The 24,081-nt window shown below is 62.3% G+C and carries 22 protein-coding genes; 17 read left to right on the top strand and 5 right to left on the bottom strand.

The window, feature by feature from the left end:
- Positions 1 to 271: 271 nt before the first annotated feature.
- The 10 genes from AC244_RS24075 to AC244_RS24025 all read left to right on the top strand — a co-directional run bounded on the left by AC244_RS24075 (position 272) and on the right by AC244_RS24025 (position 11,630).
- Positions 272 to 1,750, top strand: coding sequence for a sugar ABC transporter ATP-binding protein (locus AC244_RS24075; protein ID WP_053251434.1), 1,479 nt, complete (start codon positions 272 to 274; stop codon positions 1,748 to 1,750).
- Positions 1,751 to 1,808: 58 nt separating this feature from the next.
- Positions 1,809 to 2,813 carry an ABC transporter permease gene (locus AC244_RS24070; RefSeq protein ID WP_053251354.1) on the top strand — a complete coding sequence of 335 codons (1,005 nt, stop codon included), beginning with the start codon at positions 1,809 to 1,811 and terminating at the stop codon, positions 2,811 to 2,813.
- 84 nt (positions 2,814 to 2,897) lie between these two features.
- Positions 2,898 to 3,884, top strand: coding sequence for a substrate-binding domain-containing protein (locus AC244_RS24065; RefSeq protein WP_053251353.1), 987 nt, complete (start codon positions 2,898 to 2,900; stop codon positions 3,882 to 3,884).
- 59 nt (positions 3,885 to 3,943) lie between these two features.
- On the top strand, positions 3,944 to 4,717 hold the full coding sequence (locus AC244_RS24060) for an SDR family oxidoreductase (RefSeq protein ID WP_053251352.1): 774 nt from the start codon (positions 3,944 to 3,946) through the stop codon (positions 4,715 to 4,717).
- Positions 4,718 to 4,747: 30 nt separating this feature from the next.
- Positions 4,748 to 5,740, top strand: coding sequence for a dihydroxyacetone kinase subunit DhaK (locus AC244_RS24055; RefSeq protein ID WP_053251351.1), 993 nt, complete (start codon positions 4,748 to 4,750; stop codon positions 5,738 to 5,740).
- Positions 5,741 to 5,755: 15 nt separating this feature from the next.
- On the top strand, positions 5,756 to 6,397 hold the full coding sequence (gene dhaL, locus AC244_RS24050; RefSeq protein ID WP_053251350.1) for a dihydroxyacetone kinase subunit DhaL: 642 nt from the start codon (positions 5,756 to 5,758) through the stop codon (positions 6,395 to 6,397).
- Between the two features lie 285 nt (positions 6,398 to 6,682).
- A complete protein-coding gene (locus AC244_RS35630; RefSeq protein ID WP_082367083.1) occupies positions 6,683 to 8,770 on the top strand; it encodes a bifunctional sugar-binding transcriptional regulator/dihydroxyacetone kinase subunit DhaK in 2,088 nt (695 codons plus the stop codon).
- 57 nt (positions 8,771 to 8,827) lie between these two features.
- Entirely contained in the window at positions 8,828 to 9,475 is a 648-nt protein-coding gene (gene dhaL, locus AC244_RS24035) for a dihydroxyacetone kinase subunit DhaL (RefSeq protein WP_053251349.1), read from the top strand.
- 311 nt (positions 9,476 to 9,786) lie between these two features.
- A complete protein-coding gene (locus AC244_RS24030) occupies positions 9,787 to 10,758 on the top strand; it encodes a L,D-transpeptidase family protein (protein WP_053251432.1) in 972 nt (323 codons plus the stop codon).
- A gap of 74 nt (positions 10,759 to 10,832) precedes the next feature.
- On the top strand, positions 10,833 to 11,630 hold the full coding sequence (locus AC244_RS24025) for a L,D-transpeptidase (RefSeq protein ID WP_082367082.1): 798 nt from the start codon (positions 10,833 to 10,835) through the stop codon (positions 11,628 to 11,630).
- 55 nt (positions 11,631 to 11,685) lie between these two features.
- On the opposite strand, the gene AC244_RS24020 is transcribed toward AC244_RS24025, so the two are convergent.
- Complete coding sequence (locus AC244_RS24020) at positions 11,686 to 12,420, bottom strand: L,D-transpeptidase (protein ID WP_053251348.1); 735 nt, start codon at positions 12,418 to 12,420, stop codon at positions 11,686 to 11,688.
- Between the two features lie 239 nt (positions 12,421 to 12,659).
- Positions 12,660 to 13,244 carry a recombination regulator RecX gene (gene recX, locus AC244_RS24015; protein WP_268750774.1) on the bottom strand — a complete coding sequence of 195 codons (585 nt, stop codon included), beginning with the start codon at positions 13,242 to 13,244 and terminating at the stop codon, positions 12,660 to 12,662.
- Between the two features lie 446 nt (positions 13,245 to 13,690).
- On the opposite strand from recX, the gene AC244_RS24010 reads away from it, so the two are divergent.
- From AC244_RS24010 to AC244_RS23985, 6 genes are all read left to right on the top strand, one after another.
- Positions 13,691 to 14,362 (top strand): class I SAM-dependent methyltransferase, encoded by a 672-nt coding sequence (locus tag AC244_RS24010; protein ID WP_053251347.1) that lies wholly within the window; start codon positions 13,691 to 13,693, stop codon positions 14,360 to 14,362.
- Positions 14,359 to 15,411: an NAD-binding protein gene (locus AC244_RS24005; RefSeq protein ID WP_053251346.1), complete on the top strand. Its 1,053-nt coding sequence runs from the start codon at positions 14,359 to 14,361 to the stop codon at positions 15,409 to 15,411. The genes AC244_RS24010 and AC244_RS24005 overlap by 4 nt, the downstream gene beginning before the upstream one ends.
- 24 nt (positions 15,412 to 15,435) lie before the next feature.
- Positions 15,436 to 15,960 carry a TetR/AcrR family transcriptional regulator gene (locus AC244_RS24000; RefSeq protein WP_053251345.1) on the top strand — a complete coding sequence of 175 codons (525 nt, stop codon included), beginning with the start codon at positions 15,436 to 15,438 and terminating at the stop codon, positions 15,958 to 15,960.
- 258 nt (positions 15,961 to 16,218) lie between these two features.
- Positions 16,219 to 18,285 (top strand): ATP-dependent helicase, encoded by a 2,067-nt coding sequence (locus tag AC244_RS23995; RefSeq protein ID WP_053251344.1) that lies wholly within the window; start codon positions 16,219 to 16,221, stop codon positions 18,283 to 18,285.
- 100 nt (positions 18,286 to 18,385) lie between these two features.
- Positions 18,386 to 19,426, top strand: coding sequence for a DNA polymerase IV (gene dinB / locus AC244_RS23990; RefSeq protein WP_234717021.1), 1,041 nt, complete (start codon positions 18,386 to 18,388; stop codon positions 19,424 to 19,426).
- 563 nt (positions 19,427 to 19,989) lie between these two features.
- Positions 19,990 to 20,247 (top strand): hypothetical protein, encoded by a 258-nt coding sequence (locus tag AC244_RS23985; RefSeq protein ID WP_152976079.1) that lies wholly within the window; start codon positions 19,990 to 19,992, stop codon positions 20,245 to 20,247.
- Between the two features lie 133 nt (positions 20,248 to 20,380).
- On the opposite strand, the gene AC244_RS23980 is transcribed toward AC244_RS23985, so the two are convergent.
- The gene (locus AC244_RS23980; protein ID WP_053251342.1) at positions 20,381 to 20,842 is read right to left on the bottom strand and encodes an Lrp/AsnC family transcriptional regulator; all 462 of its coding nucleotides are present in this window, start codon (positions 20,840 to 20,842) and stop codon (positions 20,381 to 20,383) included.
- A gap of 210 nt (positions 20,843 to 21,052) precedes the next feature.
- Here AC244_RS23980 and AC244_RS23975 point away from each other — a divergent pair, with 210 nt between their 5' ends.
- On the top strand, positions 21,053 to 22,306 hold the full coding sequence (locus AC244_RS23975; RefSeq protein ID WP_053251341.1) for a D-amino acid dehydrogenase: 1,254 nt from the start codon (positions 21,053 to 21,055) through the stop codon (positions 22,304 to 22,306).
- 535 nt (positions 22,307 to 22,841) lie between these two features.
- On the opposite strand, the gene AC244_RS23970 is transcribed toward AC244_RS23975, so the two are convergent.
- Both AC244_RS23970 and AC244_RS23965 read right to left on the bottom strand, forming a co-directional pair.
- Complete coding sequence (locus tag AC244_RS23970) at positions 22,842 to 23,051, bottom strand: hypothetical protein (RefSeq protein WP_053251340.1); 210 nt, start codon at positions 23,049 to 23,051, stop codon at positions 22,842 to 22,844.
- Positions 23,052 to 23,230: 179 nt separating this feature from the next.
- Complete coding sequence (locus AC244_RS23965) at positions 23,231 to 23,650, bottom strand: VOC family protein (RefSeq protein ID WP_053251339.1); 420 nt, start codon at positions 23,648 to 23,650, stop codon at positions 23,231 to 23,233.
- Positions 23,651 to 24,081 lie beyond the last annotated feature (431 nt).

Raw genomic sequence — 24,081 nt, 5'->3', positions numbered from 1 at the left:
CGACAATAGTCCGCGGTCATTCAAACACAACCGGGAATAGGCCTGAGATGACGAACGGTCACCGCGGCGTAAACGGATCGCTAAAGCAGGCCCGAAGGACCAGGCCATTGCATTGACTCATGTCAATTCCCCTCCGACCCGCATCGAAGTTTGACAAAAGACGAAACAAAAAATCAAAAGTAAAATCCCGATATTGACATATGTCGATCATTCTGTGATTTTTGTCGAAATCGATAGCGGCAAAATCGCCATCGCAGCGTGGGAGGACACCATGCAACCGCTTTTGAAGGTTGAAGGACTGAAGAAATCATTCGGTGGCGTCGCCGCGTTGCGCGACGGCCGCCTGGAGCTTCAAGCCGGCTCCGTTCACGCGCTTTGCGGCGGCAATGGCGCCGGAAAGTCGACGTTTCTGTCGATCCTGATGGGCATCCAGCAGCGCGACGGCGGCACGATCTGGCGGCGCGGCAAGGAAGTGCACTATGTCAGCCCCGCCGAAGCGCTGGCCTCCGGCATCGCCATCATCGAGCAGGAACTGAGCCCCGTCCCGCATATGACGGTGGCGGAAAACATCTATCTCGGCCGCGAACCATCAGGGCGCTTCGGCGGCATCGACTTCAAGAAGATGAACCAGGATGCCCAGCAACTGCTGGACCGGCTGGAATTCGGCATCCGCGCCACCCAGACGATGATGAACCTTTCGGTCGCGCAGATGCAGCTGGTCGAAATCGCCAAGGCTTTCAGCCACGAAGCCGAGGTTATCTTCATGGACGAGCCGACATCGGCGATCGGCGAGAAGGAAGCGCAGCATCTGTTTGCCGCCGTCGCCCGCCTCAAGGCCGAAGGCAAGGGCGTCGTCTACGTCTCGCATAGGCTGTCGGAAATATTCCAGATCGCCGACAGCTACACCGTCTTTCGCGATGGCGGCTATGTCGGCAGCGGCCTCATCGCCGACATCGATCGCCCCGGCCTGATCAAGATGATCGTCGGGCGCGAACTCGGCGAAGAATATATCAAGACCAACGACCCGACCGACGAGATCGGGCTGGAGGTCTCAGGCCTGACGCTGCCGGGCAAAATCGAGGACATCTCGTTTTCGGTGCGCAAGGGCGAGATCTTCGGCATCTACGGGCTGATGGGCTCTGGCCGCACCGAGATCTTCAACTGCCTGTTCGGCCTCGACCGCCCGACGCAAGGCGACATCCGGCTCGAAGGCGAGCAGATCGTTGTCACCAAGCCGGCCGACGCGATGGCAAACGGCATCGCCTTCGTCACCGAAGACAGGAAAGTCACGGGTCTCAACCTCGCCGACAGCGTTCGCGGCAACATCTGCCTTGCGAGCCTTCCGGAGATGAGCCCGAGCTTCGTCATGAAGCGGCGGGACGAGGCCGCGGCGAGCGCCGAGATGATTGCCCGCTTCGGGATCAAGGCTGCACGCGACACGATGCCGGTGTCGGGTCTTTCGGGCGGTAATCAGCAGAAGGTCGTGCTCGGCAAATGGTTCCTGCGCGAGCCGAGATTGCTCTTGCTCGACGAGCCGACCCGTGGCGTCGACGTCGGGGCGAAGCGCGAAATCTATCGCATCATCTGTGACTTCACCGCATCCGGCGGCACCGTCGTCATGATCTCCTCGGAGATCGACGAGGTGCTCGGAATGTCCGATCGCATCCTCGTCATGCGTCAGGGAAAGTCCGCCGGCATCTACGATCGCCGGGCGACGGACGCCCAGTCGCTCGTTCATCTGTCGACCTGAACCACCCGCGAGATCGACGCCAAAGGCGATTGTCCGACATCAAAGGGGCCTGAGAACCGTGTCCAACATCGAAAACAATTCATCCAGAAGCTGGTTCACCGCCGAAAACCGCGGCACGCTGATCCAGGAATACGGCATCTTTCTCGCCTTCCTGCTGCTGGCGTTCATCCTGTCGCTCTCCAACGAATACTTCCTGACGCCGGGCAACATCTCGAACGTGCTCCTGCAGACGTCGATCAACGGCGTGCTCGCCATCGGCATGACCTTCGTCATCCTGACGCGCGGCATCGACCTGTCCGTCGGCTCGGTGGTCGCCCTTGCCGGCATGGTGAGCGCCAGCTTCGCGACGACTTCGATAACAGCCGGCGTCGCCGGCGCGCCCTACCCCTTCTTCGTCGCGCTTGCGATCGGCATTCTCGTCGGCGTCGCTTGCGGCATCATCGTCGGCTTCATCGTCTCGCGCTTCTCGGTTCCGGCCTTCGTCGCCACGCTCGGCATGCTGTCTGCCGCCCGCGGCATGACGCTGATCTACGGCGGCGGCAAACCGGTGCCGGCGCTGACGCCTGAGTTCCGCTGGATCGGAACGGGCAGCATTCTCGGCATCCCGATGCCGGTCATTCTACTGGCGATCGTCTTTCTGGCGTCCTGGTGGGTGCTGACCCGCACGCGCTTCGGCCGCTACATCTACGCCGTCGGCGGCAACCCGCATGCGGCCAAGACCTCGGGCATCAACGTCACCCGCATCCGGTTCCTCGTCTACGTCATCTCCGGCGGTCTTTCAGGCCTTGCAGGCATGATGCTCTCGGCCAGAACGGGCTCCGCCCTGCCGCAGGCCGGCATCGCGTATGAACTGGACGCGATCGCCGCGGTCGTGATCGGCGGCACCAGCCTTTCGGGCGGCGTCGGCCGGGTGACGGGAACGCTGATCGGCGCACTGATCATCGGCGTGATGAACAACGGCCTCGATCTGATGGGTATCCAATCCTACTACCAGCAGGTCCTCAAGGGCGCGCTGATCGTCGGCGCCGTGATGCTCGACCAGAAACGCAATCAGGGTCTCTGACCCCGAGAAATGGCCGCCCCGCGGCGGCCGTCAACCAATCCGTACGCCATGAAGGCGGCGGAAACCACAAAATGGAGGAGTAGCATGAAGAAACTCGTGATCGCCCTGGCTTCCGCCACGGCCCTCTTCGCGTCGTCGGCCGTCGCGCAGGAGAAGCTCAAGATCGGCGCAGCCCCCTACGGCCTCAATGCCGAATTCATGCAGATCTGGTCGGCGGCCCTTGAAGAGCATCCCGCCGTCAAGAGCGGCGAAGTCGAACTGACCGTCTTTGACGGTCGCTACGATGCGCTGGTCCAGCAGGAACAGTTCAACACGATGATCACGCAGAAGTTCAATGCGATCATTTTCGTTCCGATCGACATCGAAGCCGGCGCAACCGCCGTCCAGGCGGCACACGACGCCGGGATCCCGGTCGTCGGTTCCAACACCCGCGTCAACTCCGACCTTCTGACCGCCTATGTCGGCTCCGACGACACTGTGTCCGGCTACATGGAAGCCAAGACCGTGCTCGACAAGATCGGCTGCAAGGGCAATGTCGTCATCATCGAGGGTCCGATCGGCCAGTCTGCCCAGATCTCCCGCCTTGAGGGCAACAAGAAGGCGCTTGCCGAATGCCCTGACGTCAAGGTTCTCGAACAGCAGACGGCCAACTGGTCGCGCGCCGAAGCCCAGACCCTGATGGAAAACTGGCTGACGGCCCATGCCGGCCAGATCAACGGTGTCATCGGCCAGAACGACGAAATGGCGCTCGGCGCGATCGAAGCGATCAAGTCGGCCGGCCTCAAGGTCGACGACTTCGCCATTGCCGGTATCGACGGCGTGACCGATGCTCTGACGGCCGTCAAGGAAGGCACGATGACATCGATCCTGCAGGATGCCCGCGCCCAGGCACAGGGCGCGCTGGACCTCGCAATCCTCCAGGCGAAGAAGGGTGACTACAAGCCGCAGTCCGACATCTGGGCGCAGTATCCGGACATGCCGTTCAACGACGGCAAGGACAAGGAATACAACGTTCCGTGGACGCCGGTCACGACCGAGAACGTCGACAAGCTGCTCGAAGCCCGCAAGTAACGCCATCACGGGCGGGGCGGCTTGCCCCCCCCGCTTTCAAACCGCCGAGGGAACACGACATGACCGAGACCACACCCCAGATCGACCTCAACTTCCCGCTGACGGGCAAGATTGCCCTCGTCACCGGCGGTGCCTCCGGTATCGGAGCGGCGATTGCCAGCGCTTTTGCAGCAAAGGGTGCGAAAGTGGCCGTGCTCGACATCAACGAAGATGTCGCACGAGCAAAAGCCGAGGCTCTTGGGGGGGACGCAAGACCCTTCGTCTGCGACGTTTCGGACCCGGCCTCGGTCAATGCGGCCGTGTCGGGCGTGGTCGCCGCCTTCGGCGGCATCGACGTCGCCGTCAACAGCGCCGGCGTCGTGTTCCTGGCGCCTGCCGAAGAGCTGTCGCTCGACTACTGGGACAAGACCATCGCCATCAATCTGAAGGGCAGCTTCCTCGTCACCCAGGCCGTCGGCCGGGCGATGATCGCCGCCGGCAAGGGCGGCAAGATCATCAACCTCGCCTCGCAGGCCGGGACCGTCGCTATCGAAGACCATGTCGCCTACTGCGCGTCGAAGTTCGGCGTCATCGGCATGTCGAAGACCTTTGCGGCCGAATGGGGCAAATACGGCATCTCCGTCAACACCATCTCGCCGACCATCGTTCTGACCGAACTCGGCAAGAAGGCCTGGAGCGGCGAAAAGGGCGAAGCTGCCAAGAAGCGCATCCCGACCGGCCGGTTTGCCTATCCCGAGGAGATCGCGGCCGCCGCCGTGTTCCTGTCGTCGGCGGGAGCCGACATGATCAACGGCGCCGATCTTTTGATCGACGGCGGCTACACCATTCTCTGACGAAGCACGACCCCATCTACAGGAGACACCATGCAAAGGTTCATCAACAATCCCGACGAGGTGGTCGAGGACACCGTCAAGGGCTTCGTCAAGGCTCACTCCGACATCGTGCGTCTGGCTGACAATCCGCGCGTGGTCGTCGCCAAGGGCGCACCGGTCGCCGGCAAGGTCGGCGTCGTCACCGGCGGCGGCTCCGGCCACGAGCCAGCCTTCATCGGCTACACCGGCCGCAACATGCTGGACGCGGTCGCCGTCGGCGAGCTCTTCTCGTCGCCGACCGCCAAGAGTTTCCACGACGCCATTCGCGAAGCCAATGGTGGCAAGGGCGTCGTCTGCCTCTATGGCAACTACGCCGGCGACAACATGAACGTGAAGATGGCGATGAAACTCGCCGCCAAGGACGGCATCGACGTTTTGACCGTCGTTGCCAATGACGACGTCTGCTCGGCACCGCCGGAGGAGCGCGAGAAGCGCCGCGGCGTGGCGGGCGAGATCTTCATGTGGAAGATCGGCGGCGCCAAGGCGGCGCAAGGCGCGAGCCTCGAGGACGTCCGCGCAACCGCGCAGAAGGCGATCGACAATTGCCGCTCGATCGGTGTCGGCCTTGGGCCCTGCACGCTTCCGGCGGTCGGCCATCCGAACTTCCAGATCGAGCCCGGCACGATGGAAGTCGGCATCGGTCACCACGGCGAACCGGGCGTACGCGTCGAAGCGCTGAAGACCGCCGACGAAGTCGCCAAGGACATGTGCCAGATCGTGCTCGACGATCACAACCTCGCTTCGGGAACCGAGGTCGCGGTATTGGTCTCCGGCCTCGGTGCCACACCGCTCAACGAGCTCTACATCCTGAACGACACGATCGAGAAGGAAATCACCGCTCGCGGTCTTAGCATCCACCGGACCTATATCGGCAACTACTTCACCTCGCTGGAGATGGTCGGCGCGACGCTGACCGTGCTGGCGCTCGACGACGAACTCAAGGCGCTCCTCGACGTCGAGGTTCGCTGCACCACCATCCTGTGACGAAAGAGGCGCATCATGCAGACGTTTAGCAACGCCAATGCCGGCGCGATCGTGCTGTCGCTCGCAGAGCGCATCATCGAGAACCGCGCCTACTTAAGCGAAATCGACGGCAAGATCGGCGACGGCGACCACGGCGTCAACATGGCCAAGGGCTTTGGCCTGGCGGCCGATCGGCTGAAGGGCAAGGAAATCACCCTGTCCGAGGCGCTGGACACGCTCGGCACCGTGCTGATGACCGAGATCGGCGGATCCATGGGCCCACTCTACGGGGTGATGTTCACCGAGTTCGCCGAGAAGCTCGACGGCGTTCCCGCCATCGATGCGGCAACCTATAGCCGTATGCTGCATGCTGGTTTGGAAGGCATCCAGTCGATCGGCTCGGCCAAGGTTGGGGACAAGACGCTGATCGACACCCTCGTTCCAGCCGTGGACGCCTTTGACGGCGCGACCGCCAGTGGCAAACCGTTCGACGAGGCGCTCGACGCGCTTGTTGCCGCGGCGGAAGCAGGTCGTGATTCGACCTTGAACCTGGTGGCAAGGGTTGGACGCGCCAGCCGCTTGGGTGAACGGTCGCTTGGCGTGCTCGACGCAGGCGCGACCTCCTGCGCGATCATCCTGAAGGAGCTTTCGCTCGGCGCGCGCGCGCGCCTGGCATAACGCCTGACGAAGGCGACGGCCCGAGATCGTGCCTTCGCCAAGGCATCATCGCCTCCCAAGGCCGGCACGATCCCGCTGAAAGACAGCGGGATCGTGCACCGCGACGACAGGCATTTCAGAAAGTGGTGCCGGGCGGCATCCGCCACGGAATGGGCGACATTCCAAATCTACTGTATAAACTCGGCACTTCAATCAGGCCCGGCCGAAGTAGCGGCGCAGTAAGGTTGCAAAAGCACGACGTTGCTTCCATGTTCACGATCCAAAACAGGGAACGAACGCAACCAGATGACATCGAAGACATCCTCACCACGCAAGGGCGGTGCGAGCAGGAGCAGCGCGGCCGATACGTCGGATGCCATCCCTCTGCGCTATGGTGACGATCCCTACGTCTGGGCCTGCTGGCTCTACTACGAAGATGGAATGACCCAGGGCGAGATCGCCGATGCGATGGGCGTCTCGCGTGCGACTGTTAACAGCTACCTCGCCGAGGCCCGGGAAAAGGGCATCGTCAACATTTCGCTGGAGCCGGCGCGCCTTGCGTCTCTCACCATCGCCCAGGAACTGAAACGCCATTTCGGCCTGGCCGACTGTCTCGTCGTTCCAAGCGACGACAATGCCCGGCCGCTGATCGACCGGCTCGGCGTGGCCGGTGCCAGGGCACTGCAGAAGCTGGTGAAATCCGGCGACACGCTGGCGGTGTCATGGGGACGAACCGTGATGTCCGTTGGCGAACATGCGGACGTGCACGCACTCCAGGACACCACGGTGGTGCAGGCGACCGGCGGCACGACGGCCGCGTTCTCCTATACGCCGGAACTCTGCGCCGCTTCGATCGCCCGGGCGATTTCCGCGCGCTGCGTCGGCATAACCGCGCCGGCGATCGTCAAGTCGCCGGAATTGCGGCAGATGCTGCTCGACGAGCCGCTGCTGCAGGAACAATTCGCCACGCTGGCGCAGGCGAACCGCATCCTTTTCGGCATTTCGTCGTTGCGGCCCAACTCGACCATCCATACCAGCGGTTTCTTCGAGTCCGTCTCACTGCAACATTATCTCGCCGCCGGCGCGGTCGGCGTCGTCGCCGGGCGCTTCATCGATGAGCGCGGCCGGCCCGTCGCGGGTTCGCTCGACGACAGGACCGTCGGCATTTCGCTCGACATGCTGCGCCGGATCGGCACGCGCATTGCCGTTGCCGGCGGCTTCGACAAGGTGCCGGCCCTGCTCGCGGCACTGCGCGGCGGATACGTCAACGTGTTGATCACCGACGCCGCGACCGGCCACGGCATCCTCCGGGCCGATGGCGTCACCGACCTCGATACCCGGATATCGCAGCGGCCGAAGCTTGCGCAGACACCCAGCTCCTACCGCACCCACGTCAAGAAGTTCCTCAACAATCCCAACGAGGTTGTCGAGGAAATGCTCGACGGCGTCGTCAGGGCACACCGCGATTACATCGAACCGATCAACGGCTCGCATCGCGCGCTCGTGGCCAAATCCGGGCCGCGCCCAGGCAAGGTCGGCCTCGTCATCGGCGGCGGCACGGGTCACGAGCCCTGCTTCCTCGGCTATGTCGGCAAGGGACTGGCCGACGCCGTGGCGGTCGGCAATATCTTCTCGTCGCCGCCGCCGGACCCGATCGTTCAGTGCGCCGTTGCAGCATCGGGCGGCGAAGGCGTGCTGTTCGTCTACGGAAACTATGCCGGCGACGTGATGAACTTCGAGATGGCGGCCGAGATCGCCGAGGAAAAGGGCATCAAGGTCCGCACGGTGCTGACCACTGACGATATCGCCTCCTCGCCGATCGAGGATCGCGAAGGCCGGCGCGGCGTTGCCGGCAATTTCTTCATCTTCAAGATCGCCGGCGCCGCCTGCGACCGGGGTCTTTCGCTCGACGCATGCGAGGCCGTGACGCGGAAGGCGAACTTGCGAACCTATACGGTCGGCGTTGCGCTCGAGCCCTGCTCGATGCCGCAGACGCGGCGGCACAATTTCGAGATTGGTCCTGACGACATGGAAATCGGCATGGGCATCCATGGCGAGCCCGGGGTAACGCGCGAGCGCATCAAGCCGGCCGACGACATCACCGATGCCATCATGGACAACATCTTCAAGGAGATGAAAGCGACGGCCGGAGATCGCGTCGCCGTTCTCATCAATTCGTTCGGCGCGACACCGCTGATGGAACTCTACATTCTATACCGGCGCGTGGCGCAGCGCCTTGCCGCCAAAAACATAGTGATTGAAGCCAACTGGATCGGCCATTATTGCACGTCTCTCGACATGGTCGGCGCATCGATCTCGATCCTTCATCTCGACCAGGAACTGACCGATCTGCTGCACCACCCTTGCGAAACGGCTTTCCTGCGTATCAATTAGCGTTCCGTCACGGACCCATGATCAAGCATGGCAACCGGGCGTTCTGGGAGGACAGCGATGTCGGAAAATGCGGCGCGCCGCTTGGTCAGCATGTTTCAGGCGATTTCCGATGCCGTGGAAGCCGAGAAGGATCATCTGTCGGAACTCGACGGCGCCATCGGCGATGCCGATCACGGCACGACGATGTCGCTCGGTTTCCTGGCGGTCAAAGCCGAACTGGCAAAGCTAGACCTCGACCAGGCGCAGATCTCCGACGTCATGGCGACGGCGGCAAGTGCCTTTCTCAATGCGGTCGGCGCCTCGACCGGACCACTCTATGCCACGGCCTTTCGCCGTGCCGCGCAGGCGGTCGCCGGCAAGACCGAGCTCGATCTCGCCACCTGCGCCGCCATCATCGATGCCATGGGTTCGGGAATGCGCGAGCGCGGCAAGGGGCAACGCGGCGACAAGACGATGCTCGACGCCTGGTTGCCAGCCGCCGATGCCGCCGCAGCAGCCCTTGCCGAAAACAAGGGCGCCGACGGTTTCTGGCGCGATGTCGTCGCCTCGGCCGAGGCCGGCGCCAACGCGACACGCTCGATGATCGCCACCAAGGGACGCGCCGCTCGGGTACGCGAACGCTCGCTTGGACATGTCGATCCGGGAGCCGCCTCGTCCGTCGTCATTCTGCGCGCCATGGCGACATCGCTCAACTCGGCAGCCTAGCCGCCCTCGCCGAACGCACGACACCCGCTGCCCGACGGGTAACGCCCATGTGATGCCGCTGTTTGGACAAAATTTACCATCACATGCCAAGGCTGGTGAGCAGTGGGGATGTCCGGTGTTCAAGTTTTATTGAACTGCCGACAGACGAAAGCCAACGGCAAGCGCTTGCAGCTAAAGCCGCTAGAGGTTTTATGGTCCGGTCGCCATTTCAAGGAGCCCGCATGCGGCGCATAACGAGACACCTTCTTTCCCTGTCGCCCGCAAACGCCGGCGATTTCCTGGGCAAGACGAAGCCCGCCCGACGCGCCGCCATGGCCGCAACGATCGCCATCGCCCTTTCCGGCTGCATGTCGGCCTTTGACGACGTTCGTGCGCCGCCGCCGATCCCGGCGAAGCTGATCAGCGCCATGGCCAAGAACGGCTCCAAGCCGGAAAGCCCGGTGCTCGTTCGCATCTTCAAGCAGGAAAGCGAACTCGAGATCTGGAAACAGAACAAGGCCGGCCAGTACGCATTGCTGAAGACCTATCCGATGTGCCGCTGGTCAGGAAAGCTCGGGCCGAAGACCAAGGCGGGCGACCGCCAGGCGCCGGAAGGCTTTTATCATGTCTCGGCGAACATGCTGAACCCGAAGTCGCAATATTACCTGTCGTTCAATCTCGGCTATCCAAACCGGCTTGAGTCGGCGCTCGGCTATACCGGCGAGGCACTGATGGTGCATGGCGCGTGCTCGTCATCCGGCTGCTACGCATTGACGGACCAGGGGGTCGGCGAAATCTATGCGGTCGTCCAGCGCGCGCTTGCCGGCGGCCAGGGACAATTCCAGGTGCAGGCCTACCCGTTCCGCATGACGGCGGCGAACATGGCGAAGCACGGCAGCGACCCGAACTTCAATTTCTGGAAGAACATCAAACAGGGCTACGACATCTTCGAGGCGACGAAGCGCCAGCCGAAGGTTTCCGTCTGTGACGGTCGATACGTCTTCAACACCGAGTTTGCCAATGGCGAACCGACCGATCCGCTTGCCGCCTGCCCCGCGACCACCGCAACACCGGACGCCGGGCTGATGGCCAGGCTGCAGACGGAAGATGCCAAAATCACAGGGCTGGTCGCCAATCAGACACCCGCCCCCGTCAATGCCTATGTCGACGGCGGCATGCATCCAAGTTTCCGGGCGCTGCTTGAGAAAAACGGCGCGGAAAAGCTGGCCGCCAAGATTTCGGCAACTAAATACCCCATCAGCCGACCGGACGCGGCGCTGGCAGATCCCTATGCCGGCCTATGATCGGTGGCGACGGGCGATGACAGCAAATTCGTCATTCGCCCGGTGGTCATCGAACACAGGTATTTGAGGTTCCCATGCCGCAACGTGACGTCTGTCGCCGATCCTTTCTCAAGCTTTCCGCCGGCATGGCGGCGCTCGGACTGGCGGGGTGCGGCTCAACGCGCGAGCGGGTTTCGCAGCAATACGCTCCCGAGCCGGAACCGGTGCCGGCCGCCAATACCTTTCTTTCCGAGATGTACGGCGAACGGCCCTCAGAGCTCTATCCCCTGCCTGCGATCCCCTACGAGAAGATCGACCCTCGCTACTACAGGCAGATGGTTGCCGATCCCACGGGCGAACAGCCCGGCACGCTGGTCGTCGATGTCGGCAACCATTTCCTTTATCGGGTTTACGAGAACGGCCAGGCGATGCGCTACGGCGTCGGCCTCGGCCGGGCCGGTTTCGCCTGGGCCGGCCGCGGCGTCATCCAGTACAAGCGGCCATGGCCGCGCTGGAAGCCACCGAATGAAATGGTAGCGCGCCAGCCGGAGCTGCAGCAATACAGCATCGAGGCCGGCGGCATGGAGCCGGGGCTGAAAAACCCGCTCGGCGCCCGCGCCATGTATATCTTCCAGAATGGCGAAGACACGCTCTACCGCATCCACGGCTCCCCGGAATGGTGGACCATCGGACAGTCCGTCTCCTCCGGTTGCGTGCGCATGATCAATCAGGACGTTGTCGATCTCTACGATCGGGTGCCGAACGGCACGCCGGTCGTCGTGACGGACCTGTTGGGCGGCGGAATGGCGGCGCAAGGACAAGTACAGGCACAGGACAATCTCTTGCCCGGCGAAGGCGGCATCCCCGGCGCAGCTCCAGCCCCGCTTTATTAAGGCGGGCCGCGCCGACGTGGGAGCATCCGTTGCTCCCACGCTTGAAGGCAGGGCCTCAGATGACGAGGAGCGGCGTCTTTCCGCGAACGCGGTTGTAGAGATCGATCGCATCCTGCTGCAGCATCCGCACGCAGCCGGCCGAAGCATTCTTGCCGATCGAGCGCCATTGCGGCGAACCGTGGATGCGGTAGAGCGTATCTTGGCCGTCCTGGAAGATGTACATCGCCCGCGCGCCGAGCGGATTGCTGAGGCCCGGATCCATGCCGCCTGCCTCGATCCCGTATTTCTTCAGGTGCGGCTGGCGCGCGACCATGTCGTCCGGCACCGTCCAGCGTGGCCATTTGCGCTTCCAGTGCACAACGGCCCTGCCCTTCCAGGCACGCCCCTGTGCGCCGAGGCCGACGCCGTAGCGGATCGCCTTGCCGCCTGGCAGTACCCAGTAGAGAAACATCTTCTGCGTGTCGACGACGATCGAATAGGCCGGCTCGTTGGTGGCGTAGGCAACCTCCTGCCGCAGGAATTCCGGCTTGATCGCATCGAACTCAACCGCCGGAACGTCATAGCCCTCATCCTTTACCGGACCATAAATCTGCGCGTAATCGAGCTTCGGCGCAGGCTCGTCCTTGCGCTCAAGCTCGACCGGAGCCTTTTCCGGCGGGGTGATGACGCTCTTGTTGGCTTTGTCGGCGGCTTTTGCCTCGAGGCCAGGCTTCGGGACCTGGGTGCAGGCGCTCAAAATAGAGCTGGCGACCACTGCGAGCAGTGATCGGCGGGACAATTGAAAAGACACTTTTTCTATTCCGGGTTGGGGTCATGCGAGGAGAGAGTTGTGGCTGTTGGTCCCATTCGTGACCGAAATGTGGTCAAAGCCGATCTCTTTGGTGGATGATCCTCGCCAGCCGTTTGCCATCGCCGCAGTGTTGCATAATTCACTCGGTCAGATGCTCGTGGGAGGCCATTTGGGTTCCGAAGACCGGATGCCGAAACGGCAAGTCGCGCGCAGCCCAGCAGCCACATATCGCCGTCCGTCTAGGTGACGGCATCCTTCCGCAGCACGCTTTCGGCCTGGCCCAAGCTCATGTCGAACACTTTTCTGCCGATATCGAAGCCGAAGCCGTTGCGGGCGAATGCGGACAGCTCCTTGGCCTTGCGCTTGTCGTCGAGCTCGCCGCGGCGGAAGGGCCCGAAACCGCGTTTTCGGGCGAAGACGACGGCGGCGAACAGATCGTCGGTCTCCTCCAGCGCCACTGCTGCAGTTTCCCTGTCGATGCCTTTCGCCGAAAGCTTCTGGGCAATCGCCCGTTTTGACTTTCCGCTGCGCACCGCCGATTGGGTGCTGATCTGCGCATAATCGGCGTCATTCAGCGCATTCAGGTCATAGGCAAACTTGACCGCGAACTCGGCAACGGCCTTCAGCTGCTCCTGGCTTATATCCTCGAACTTCTGTCGCGCTTTTCTGGTGATGGCGTCGAACAATTGCTTCTCCGTCATCATCTGTCGCTCGAGGCGATAGACCGCCGAGTTGCGCGCCCAGGACAGCATGCGCGCGGTCGGCGTATCGGAAGGCGACGCGTCAAAAGGCGGATTGTCGGCTTGCAGATCGTTTGATGTCACGGGGCGGGTGGGCTCGTTGCGGTGCACTTGATGGGCGAGATGTCGCCCACAGAGATAACGGCAAACATAACGCTTCGGTAGTCGTTGCAAACCGGATTGATAGTTGTGCGGGCAATCTGTTCGCCGGGCGAGCGTTGGCGCAACAGAGGATGCGCCTGTCCCGCCGCAATCGTCAGAATGGCGTACTGATGGAGCTCGGCCGACTGCCGAAATTGGATTGCCACACGAAGACGTCTTTGTTAAATCGAAGATCTTGGTAGGCTACCAACTAAATGAAAATGAGCAACGACACCACGCGCCTCGGGCGCGCAAAGGAACGAAGGATATCGCGGCCACAACCGACCCGACATTCCGGCGCCTCCTGCGCCCGAGGTCGAAGTCCGTAAGGACGCAATCTCGCGCCGGACCACCATCCTCTCGCCTAGTTCTCCAAGGGAGCAAACGACATGACCGCCTTCCCCGATCAGGCCGCCGACGATTATGACGAACGCATCGTCAGGAGAGTGCCGGGCTACCGGCTCGGCCAGGAGCTGGCCGCCGCTGTCTTGGCGAACCGGCTCAAGGGCGATGCCCATATTCTGGTCGCCGGTTGCGGCACCGGCGGAGAGGTGGCTGAGCTTGCCCGTGCGCTGCCTGCCGCCCGCTTCACCGCGATCGATCCCTCCGCCGGCATGTTGGAGCAGGCAGCAACGAAGGCCAGCGACCAAAGCTTTGCAGACAGGGTAAAATTCCTGCAGGTGGCTGTGCATGATGCGCCCGCCGAAACCTATGACGCGGCCATCGCCTTCCTCGTCCTGCATTTCCTGAGGGATGACGGCGCGAAGGCGAACTTCCTGCAAGCCCTTGCCAACCGGCTCGGTGACGGAGCACTGCTTGTCCTTGTCGATCCGGCTGATTCATCTGCTTTCGACGACGACTACCGGCAATGGATGGTGCAGCAAGGGCTCGGCGCCGAAGCCGCCGACGAGGTCGTGGCCCGCACCAAAAGCGCCTGGTTCTGTGTGATGCCGGAACGGCTGTCGGCGCTGCTTCTGCAAGCCGGTTTTGAGGTGTCCGAACCGTTCTTCACGGCGTTCGGCTACCGCGGCATCATTGCCTCAAGGAGCCGCAAGCCATGAGAGAGGAACAGACAATCCTCATTGTCGGCGGTTATGGCCATGTTGGCACCCGTATCGCGCGACGCCTGATCGACCGAAGGACTGGCGCGGTTGTCATTGCCGGCAGGGACGTCGACAAAGCCAGCCAAGCGGCTGCACAATTGGGCTGCTGCGCAAGTACCATCGATCTATCCGATCCTTGCCACTGGGAACATGCTCTCGCCGATATCGACATGGTCGTTGTCTGCATCGACCAGGACGAGGTCGCGTTTGCTTCCTTCGCCCTCTCCCGCGGCCTTATCTATATCGACGTGACCGCCAGCGACGACTTTTTCAGAAAGGTCGAGCAACTGGAGGATCTGGCAAGGGTGAACCGCGGCTGCGCCGTCCTGTCGGTCGGGTTCGCGCCGGGCCTTACCAATTTGATGGTCAAAGCCTGCGCCGAGCGGCTGGATCGCGTGCACAACGCGGCGATCGGCATCATGCTCGGGCTCGGTGACGATCATGGTCCCGCCGCGATCGCCTGGACCCTCAACAGGATCGTCGCTGCTGAGCAATCGTCCAAGGTCGTCGAGCTTCCGTTCGGGCTGAAGAGAAAGAAACATCCGGCTCTGGCTTTCGATTTCGCCGACCAGCATGTCCTGCGTCGCACGCTCGCAATCCCTGATACCGCGACCTACCTCACCTTCGATTCTGCCGCGATCAGCCGCCTGACGTTTCGCGCTTTGCCGTTGCTGCGCGGCCGTGTGGCGGCCGTGCCAATTCTGACCAGCCTCTTGTCGCGGATGCGCTTCGGCTCCAAACGTGCGGCACTTTCGATCACCGTTACCGGCACCCGCAAGGGTGAGCCATGGTCCGTCACGACCCTCTACGAAGGGCAGCGAGAAGCCGAGATAACCGCTGAGGTCGCTGCGCTGGCCGTCGAGCGCGTGCTGTCAGTTCGCCCCGCCGCCGGTGTCCACCACCTCGAAACGCTGATGAAGCTTGACGACATCGCTGCACAGCTTCACGACGAAGGCGGCATGACCCATCTCAGCGAGGGCCGTTGTTGCCCGCCGTTTATCGGCTAGAAATCGGCTGAGGAAAGAGAGACCATGCCCAAACCGGACAACACGACCCGCGAGCGCATTCTGGATGCAGCGCTCGACATCATCGAGACGCAGGGCATGAAGGCCTTGACGCAGCCGAAGATCGCCAAGGCGACAGGCCTGCGCCAGTCGCACCTCACCTACTATTTCCCGCGCAAGGCCGATCTGTTCATCGCCCTGCTCGATGCGTCCCACAACCGCGCCGCACGACGGGCACCGGCGGCCGAGCCTTCACTCGAAGACATGCTGTCGCGTTTGCTGTTCGATCGCGAGCGCATGCGCTTCCTGCTCGCGATCATGCTCGAAATCGATGAAGACCGAGAACTGCAGGCGGTGCTGCACGGCCACCTGGCCGAACTTGCGCACGTCGTCGCAGCCCGGCTCGGTCGGCATGCCGACGACGCGGCCGTACGGTCCTTCGTCGACGAGCTGCGCGGCATCGGCCTTCGCCATCTCAGCGACCCGGCAGCCGGCGAGTTGCCCTCCATCCACACGGTCGCAGAGAGGCACGGGCTGTCAATCGCGCCTTGACGAGCGAAGGGTGCGTTTGGCCGCGATCTCCGATCAAAAAGTCCGACTTCGCGAGCAGAAACCGATGGAGCATTTTAGCCATGGCCGATGGGGCCTTTGCAATATGGTCTCCGGCTGATATGTTCCTTATTCGTTCCTCGCCATGAATCTCTCATCTTGAGCGCGGGGATGCCTCGGCATCGCCCGTAGGGCCGGGCAATTGATGCCGGCGCGCGGCGCAAGGGGTAGAATCGGCAGAGACTTACCGGGGACTTCGGCGTGGCGGCGGCCTATCTGGAAAAATTGAATGACCGACAGCGCGATGCCGTCGAGTTTGGCGTAACCGCACCGGGCGAAACGATTGCAGGGCCGCTGCTGATTATCGCCGGCGCCGGGTCTGGCAAGACGAACACGCTTGCCCACCGCGTTGCCCACCTCATCGTCAATGGCGCCGACCCGCGCCGCATTCTGCTGATGACGTTTTCGCGCCGTGCTGCATCCGAAATGGCGCGACGGGTCGAACGCATCTGCGCCCAGGTGCTTGGGACAAACGCCGCTGTCGCCACCGACGCGCTCACCTGGGCCGGAACATTTCACGGCATCGGCGCGCGCTTGCTGCGCATCTACGCCGAGCAGATCGGGTTGAATGTCGACTTTACGATCCACGACCGCGAAGACAGTGCCGACCTCATGAACCTCGTCCGGCATGAGCTTGGCCTCTCCAAGACCGAGAGCCGGTTTCCGACCAAGGGCACATGCCTCTCGATCTATTCGCGGGCGGTAAATTCCGAGACGCCACTGAGCGAGGTCTTGCGAGCCCATTATCCCTGGGTCGCCGGTTGGGAGGAGCAACTGAAGCAGCTGTTTTCCTGTTATGTCGAGGCAAAGCAGACGCAGAACGTGCTCGATTACGACGACCTGCTGCTCTACTGGGCGCAGACTGTCAGCGTCCCGGAACTCGCCGAGGACATCGGCAACCGTTTCGATCATGTGCTGGTTGACGAATATCAGGACACCAACCGCCTTCAATCATCCGTGCTGATGGCGTTGAAACCGGGCGGCAGGGGCCTGACGGTCGTCGGCGACGATGCCCAGTCGATCTATTCGTTTAGGGCTGCGACGGTGCGCAACATCCTGGATTTTCCAGGCGAGTTCACCCCGCCGGCGGACGTCATCACGCTCGATCGAAACTACCGTTCCACCCAGACGATTCTTGCCGCCGCCAATGGCGTCATCGATCTCGCCCGGGAACGCTTCACCAAGAACCTCTGGACCGAGCGGCAATCGGCGGAAAGGCCAAAATTGCTGGCGGTCGCGGATGAAACCGACCAGGCACGCTATATCGTCGAGAAGGTCCTGGAGAACCGTGAGATCGGCATGACGCTGAAGCAGCAGGCGGTGCTGTTTCGCTCGTCGAACCACAGCGGACCGCTTGAGGTGGAACTGACCCGGCGCAACATTCCCTTCGTAAAGTTCGGCGGGCTGAAGTTTCTCGACAGCGCCCATGTCAAGGACATGCTGGCGGTCCTCAGGTTTGCCCAGAACCCGAAAGACCGGGTCGCCGGCTTTCGCCTGCTGCATATGATACCGGGCGTCGGCCCGCAGACCGCCGGCAAGATCCTTGACGCAATTGCCGCGGATCCAGAACCGCTGGCAGCACTTGCTGAAATACCCGCGCCGCCCCGCTCCGGCGACAACTGGAACGCTTTCGTGACCCTGATCGAAGGGCTGCGCAAACAGGCGGGCGGCTGGCCGGGCGAAATAGCCCAGGCGCGCGAATGGTACGAGCCACATCTAGACCGCATCCATGAGGATGCGGACACCAGAAAGGCCGACCTCCTGCAGTTGGAGCAGATCGCCGGCGGCTATCCCAGTCGGGAACGGTTCCTCACCGAACTGACGCTCGACCCTCCGGACGCGACCAGCGACCAGGCTGGCGTGCCGCTGCTTGACGAGGACTACCTGATCCTTTCGACCATCCATTCGGCCAAGGGGCAGGAATGGCGCTCGGTCTTCATGCTCAATGTCGTCGACGGCTGCATCCCCTCCGATCTTGGCGTCGGCACCACGCACGAGATCGAAGAGGAACGCCGGCTGCTTTACGTCGGAATGACGAGGGCAAAGGACAGCCTGACGCTCATCACCCCGCAGCGGTTCTTCACAAGCGGGCAACACGCGCAGGGTGATCGCCACGTCTACGCCTCGCGCACGCGTTTCATTCCGGCAACGCTCCTGCAGTTCTTCGAAACGGCATCCTGGCCGATCGTCAGTGCCGCCGCTTCCGAGCGCAGCGCCCGACAGATCCGCATCGATGTCGGGGCGCGCATGCGGACCATGTGGAAGTAAGGAGCGGCACGTGGCCGAGCCCAGCGACACTGTGGTCGAAAGGCAGCCTGCAGCCAATGCTGCGGACGCAGAGCGGCAGCGCAAGATCATCCACATCGACATGGATGCCTTCTATGCATCGGTCGAGCAGCGCGACAATCCGGAGTTGCGCGGCAAACCGGTGGCGGTCGGCGGAGCGGCAGCACGCGGCGTCGTCGCGGCGGCAAGCTACGAGGCGCGCAAGTTCGGAGTCCATTCCGCCATGCCGTCCGTCACGGCAAAGCGAAAATGCCCCGGCCTCATCTTCGTCAAGCCGCGCTTCGACATCTACCGGGCCGTGTCGCAACAGATCCGCGAGATTTTTGCCGAGTATACGCCGATGATCGAACCACTGTCGCTTGATGAAGCCTATCTCGACGTGACGGACAACCTGAAGGGCATGGAGATCGCGACCGAGATCGCCGAGGAGATCCGCGCGAAAATCAAGGCGACGACGAACCTGACGGCCTCGGCCGGGATCAGCTACAACAAGTTCCTCGCCAAGATGGCGAGCGACCAGCGAAAACCGGACGGGCTGTTCGTCATCACGCCCAAGAACGGGCCGGCCTTTGTCGAGGCGCTTCCGGTGAAGAAATTTCATGGCGTCGGACCGGCGACGGCCGAGCGGATGAAGCGCCTGGGCATCGAAACCGGTTTCGATCTGCGGCAGCAGACCCTGGCATTCCTGCAGGAACATTTCGGCAAATCCGGCCCGTATTTCTACGGCATTGCCCGCGGCATCGACGACCGCCGGGTGCAGCCCGACCGGGTGCGCAAATCGGTTGGTGCGGAGGACACCTTCGTCGAGGATATTTTCGAGTTTGAACCGGCATGCGCCGAGTTGCTGCCATTGGCCGACAAGGTCTGGCGCTATTGCGAGGCGCACGGGATGAGCGGCAAGACGGTGACCGTCAAAGTGAAATACTCGGACTTCACCCAGGCGACGCGAAGCAGAACGCTCAGCGCACCAGTCGACGGAGTGCCTGAGATACTCGAGGTGGCAGTCGCGCTACTCAGATCGGTCCACCCATTCAAGCGCGGCGTGCGCCTGCTTGGCGTCACCCTGTCATCGCTCAACGGCAATGATGAGGAAGCCCGCTCGCAGCTGGAACTTTCTTTCTGAAGGTCGGTCTGCCCCGAAACGAAAAAGCCTGCCGCGGGAGGAGGTGCGGCAGGCTCTTAAATAGACTGAATGGCAACCGGGAGGAGGAGTGTCGCCATTCCGGCAAGCGCTCGTTGGGAGGAGGAGAAAGCGCCTGCACTATCGAAGTCCTGCGGGAGGAGATGCATCGCTTCGATGAGTTGACTATACAAGAACCCGCCCGACTTCGTAGATCGAAGTTCGCAGACCAGCCATGCGCTCAGCGCCGATCGAATGTCCGATCGCACCAGGTGATGCGCAGCAGCCGCTTGCGCTTTGGGTGAAGAGAGGGCCGAAATGCCGGCGGACAGTTGCCTCTTGCACGGAGGCACCCGCCAATAGCGGACCGAAAAAGCGGCATCTTATCAAATTGTTATCTGCATTTTAACGACTTCCATTTTGCCCGTCACGCCCATGTCACGGGAACGGCCCCACAAACCATGTTATAAAATGCCGTCATCGCGTGTCTCAGACATCCCTCCGCCATCGGTTGTGGATGCGAGAAGCATTGAAAGCCCATGCAAATCGGAAAGGAGCGGCGGACTATGCCCCGCTACATGTACCATATCCATGCGGCCGGCGTGACGAGCCGCGATCCGGCCGGCAAACAGCACCCCAATGACGGTCGCGCGGTTGCTTACGGACAGCTCATCGTCGATGAGCTCGCCGAGGATTACGAATATCGTGGCGCGATCGTCGACGTCCTCAGTCCAAGCGGGCGCCTGATCCCCCGTCTGGTTTCGGGCGGGGCTTCCCCGCGGTGGCTGCAACCACCCCCGCCAGCACAGCGCGCGCTTCACTGATCCCGGCGCCGGCAAGACCAGTTGACGGGCGGCACGGCGAAATTCGCTTGGTCAGCACCGCCCGCTGCTTTCCACAACGCCCGAAGCAGCACCCGGTTCAGCTATAGCAACACGATCGAGCGAGCGTCAGGGCTTAGCGCCGCCTTGATCGCGACACGAGGACGTTGCGGATCGAAAAGCTGGAATGAATCCGTAGGACGCCCGGGAGCTTTGCGAGGATTTCCTTGTGGATGCGCTCGAAATCGCCGGCAGTTTCGACCTCCCCCCGCAACAGATAATCGGAACCGCCGGTCATCAGGTAACACTCCTGGATTTCCGGGTGTTTCCTCACCGCCGCCTCGAAGCGATTGAGGTGCTCCTCGGTCTGGCGCTCGAGCGTGATGTTGATGATCACCGCGATGGCGTTGTCGCCGTCAGCATTTCCGACCAGCGCCGTATAGCCGCGAATCACGCCCCCCTGCTCCAACAGATTGATGCGCCTCAGGCAGGCCGAAGGCGACAGTCCCACCTCGGCCGCGAGCTTGGTGTTGCTCATGCGCGCATTGAGGCGCAGCAGACGAATGATGTTGCGATCGATAGCATCAAGACCGGACATGCAGATTCTTTCATTTTTCCGCCGATCATTCTTAAAATCAGCGAATTCTCGAATTATCAAGCGCTAGTTCGCATGATCACGCTCGATTATTTCACTATGTTCTAGCGCAGTTCTGCCGGTGTTGGGGATCCGGGAGGTGGGCTGGCAACAGCAGGCACCTTGCGCGCGCCTCAGCCTTTTTGACGATCGATCTGTGATCCTGAGGATGCGATGAAGATTACTATTTTGGGCGCCGGCGTGATCGGCGTGACCTCCGCATATTATCTCGCCAAGGCCGGGCACGAGGTGACCGTCCTCGATCGTCAGTCCGGTCCTGCGCTGGAGACAAGCTTTGCCAATGCCGGCGAAATTTCTCCCGGCTATGCCTCCCCCTGGGCGGCACCCGGCATCCCGCAGAAGGCGCTCAAGTGGCTATTCATGAAGCACGCGCCCTTGATCATCCGCCCGATGGTGGACGCTGCCACCTGGCGCTGGATGACGGCGATGCTGCGCAACTGCACGTCGGCGCGTTATGCCGTCAACAAGGGTCGTATGGTCCGCCTTGCCGAATACAGCCGAGATTGCCTGATTGCGCTTCGCGAGGAAACGGGCATCGCCTACGACCACCGCACACAAGGCACGCTGCAACTGTTTCGCACCGCCAAGCAACTCGACGGCATCGGCAAGGATATCGAGGTGCTGAAGGCCGACGGCGTGCCCTTCGAGGTGCTGGACCCGGCGGGCTGCGTGACTGCAGAGCCGGGCCTTCAACCGGTCCGCGGCAAGATCGTCGGCGGTCTCCGGCTGCCCAATGATGAAACCGGTGACTGCTTCAAGTTCACCAACGAGTTGCAGAAGCGCGCCGAAGCCCTCGGTGTCCAGTTCCGCTTCGGCGTCGATATCCGCCGGCTTCGACAGGAGGGCAACCGCGTCGTCGCCGTCGAAACGGCAGAGGGCGAGATCCGTTCCGACATCTTCGTCGCCGCACTCGGCAGCTATACGCCGGCGCTTCTGAAGCCGCTCGGCCTTCGCCTGCCCGTCTATCCCGTGAAGGGCTACTCCATCACCGTGCCGATCGTCGACGAGACGCGTGCGCCGGTATCGACGATCATGGACGAGACCTACAAGATTGCCATCACGCGGCTTGGCGATCGCATTCGTGTCGGCGGCATGGCGGAGATTGCCGGCTTTAGCAACGATCTTCCTCAGACACGTCGCGCGACGCTCGAGCATTCGGTCGAGGACCTGTTCGGCGGCGCGGGCAATCAGAAGGAAGCGACCTTCTGGTCTGGATTGCGGCCGATGACGCCGGATGGAACGCCGGTCGTCGGCGCCACCCGCTTTGCCAACCTGTTCCTCAACTCCGGTCACGGGACGCTCGGCTGGACCATGGCCTGCGGCTCGGGCCGCGTGCTGAGCGATCTGATCAGCGGCACCAAACCCGAGATCGAGACGGCGGGTCTGGCGATCAGCCGGTATCACTGAGGGGCATTGGCATCGCTCTGACGCTGGGTACGCCGGCCGGGAGCGATCGTCAGAATGTTGATACCCTGTCGGGCCCTCATCGGTCCGGCTCGCCGGAGGCTTGGCATCGCAAGCGGCAAGCCCTTGCCCGCGCCTTGCAGGAACTGTCGAGCCCGGATCCCCGATGAGAAGCCGCCGGCCGAGGCCGGAGAGAAAGCTGACATCGGCCGACTTCAACGTCAGGCCGTTGTGTAGCCGCATGATGCGTTTTGCCGTTGGCGGGTCGGCGATATCCGCCAGAGCCAGGCGACAATACCGACATCGAGATCGCGGCAGCTCCTGCTGGAACCTTGGCTCGCGCAACGCCATTTGACGAGGTTGAGCCGAGGCGGGCAATCGATTTTGCGGACCATCGAAGACGAAGATCAGCAACTGCCGAAGCCGTCGCGCGTAACAGGACGCGCTTGCGGCGCTGGAGGGCTCATCCGATGCGGCAGACTCTCTCCGCCGCTTCTTCGGCGACCGCACGCGCCACCGATCCCGGTGGCTCTCGGGGTCAATGGGACTTTGTCTTCGTCAGCTCGGACCGTTTCCGGCCGCCCTCCAGATTCAAGTTCAGTTGCACGCCTCGGCTCAACTTCGGCAAAGGCGTAGTGAGGTCGATACGGCCAAAAATCTGCTTGCGGCGCTCGCTGTCGCGCTCTCGCTTCAAGCGGGAGTCGGCGACTGCGGCCAGTGCGCGATTAATGATTTCAGTGCGGGTCATGGTTCATCTCCACATCTGTTCTCTTTTTGTTCTATTTTTTGAGGAATGTCAAGTGAACGGGTTCGCAGGCGCGCTGTGCGCTCCGCCCCGCCCGTCGCTGCCTGCGGACGGGACTGCAGGCATTGCATCTGGATATCGACGCCACGCAGCGCTCGAGCAGCGCCGTGGCCCGGCCGCCGCTAGAACGTGATCATTACCGAACTGGCGCTGCGGTTGGCCGGCCCGTGAAACACGGCCTCAATGTTGTTGCCATCCGGGTCGAGCAGGAACGCAGCATAATAGCCGGGATGATAGGGACGTTCGCCGGGCCGACCATTGTCCTTCCCGCCATTTTCCAGACCGACCTTGTGAAAGGCGTCAACCATCGCGCGGTCGCGGGCTTGGAAGGCGATGTGATGGCGCCCGGTGAGCTTGCCCTGGGCCGCCTCGCTGTCGGCAGTCGAGACGAACAGCTCGTCGACCCAGAAATAATCTTCGCCCTCGCCTCCCATCGGCACCTCGAGAGCCCGAAACACGCCGTCATAGAAACGCCGACTTGCGCCCAGGTCCTTGATCACAAGCTGAATATGGTCGATCAGCCGCCCACGATGCAGTTCCATCCTGAAATCCTCCGTTCGCAATCGGCAGGAATTTAGGTCCGACCAGAGGTCCGTCAATGGCGGCCGGGCGCGAGCACCTTGGCGGCCCGCATCTCTGGGCGGGCCGGATAAGAGATTATTGACGACGTTGTTGTCAGGGCTTGAAATAGCCGCAATCGCCCGCCATATGCGGCATAACAAATTGATCGTTGAGCATAGACAGTCTCGGTGAGACGGATGTGTTCCGGTCAGAGTTCGCGCTCAACCGCTGACCACGGATGTACTGGCAGGGTAAAGCAGCGAACGGGAAAAGGTCGGCATCGCCGGCCTTTTTTGTTTTCGGGATCGCCCCTGCCTCAGCAAAATCCGAACAGATCGGTTGCGCTCAACTGCCTTTGTCTGGCAGAAGACCCGGGAACGCGACCGCCATCAGTTTTAGGGTGGGGTCGGGC

Source organism: Ensifer adhaerens (assembly GCF_001270265.1).
Classification (GTDB): domain Bacteria; phylum Pseudomonadota; class Alphaproteobacteria; order Rhizobiales; family Rhizobiaceae; genus Ensifer; species Ensifer adhaerens_B.
This window is presented reverse-complemented; position numbering and strand designations above follow the sequence as displayed.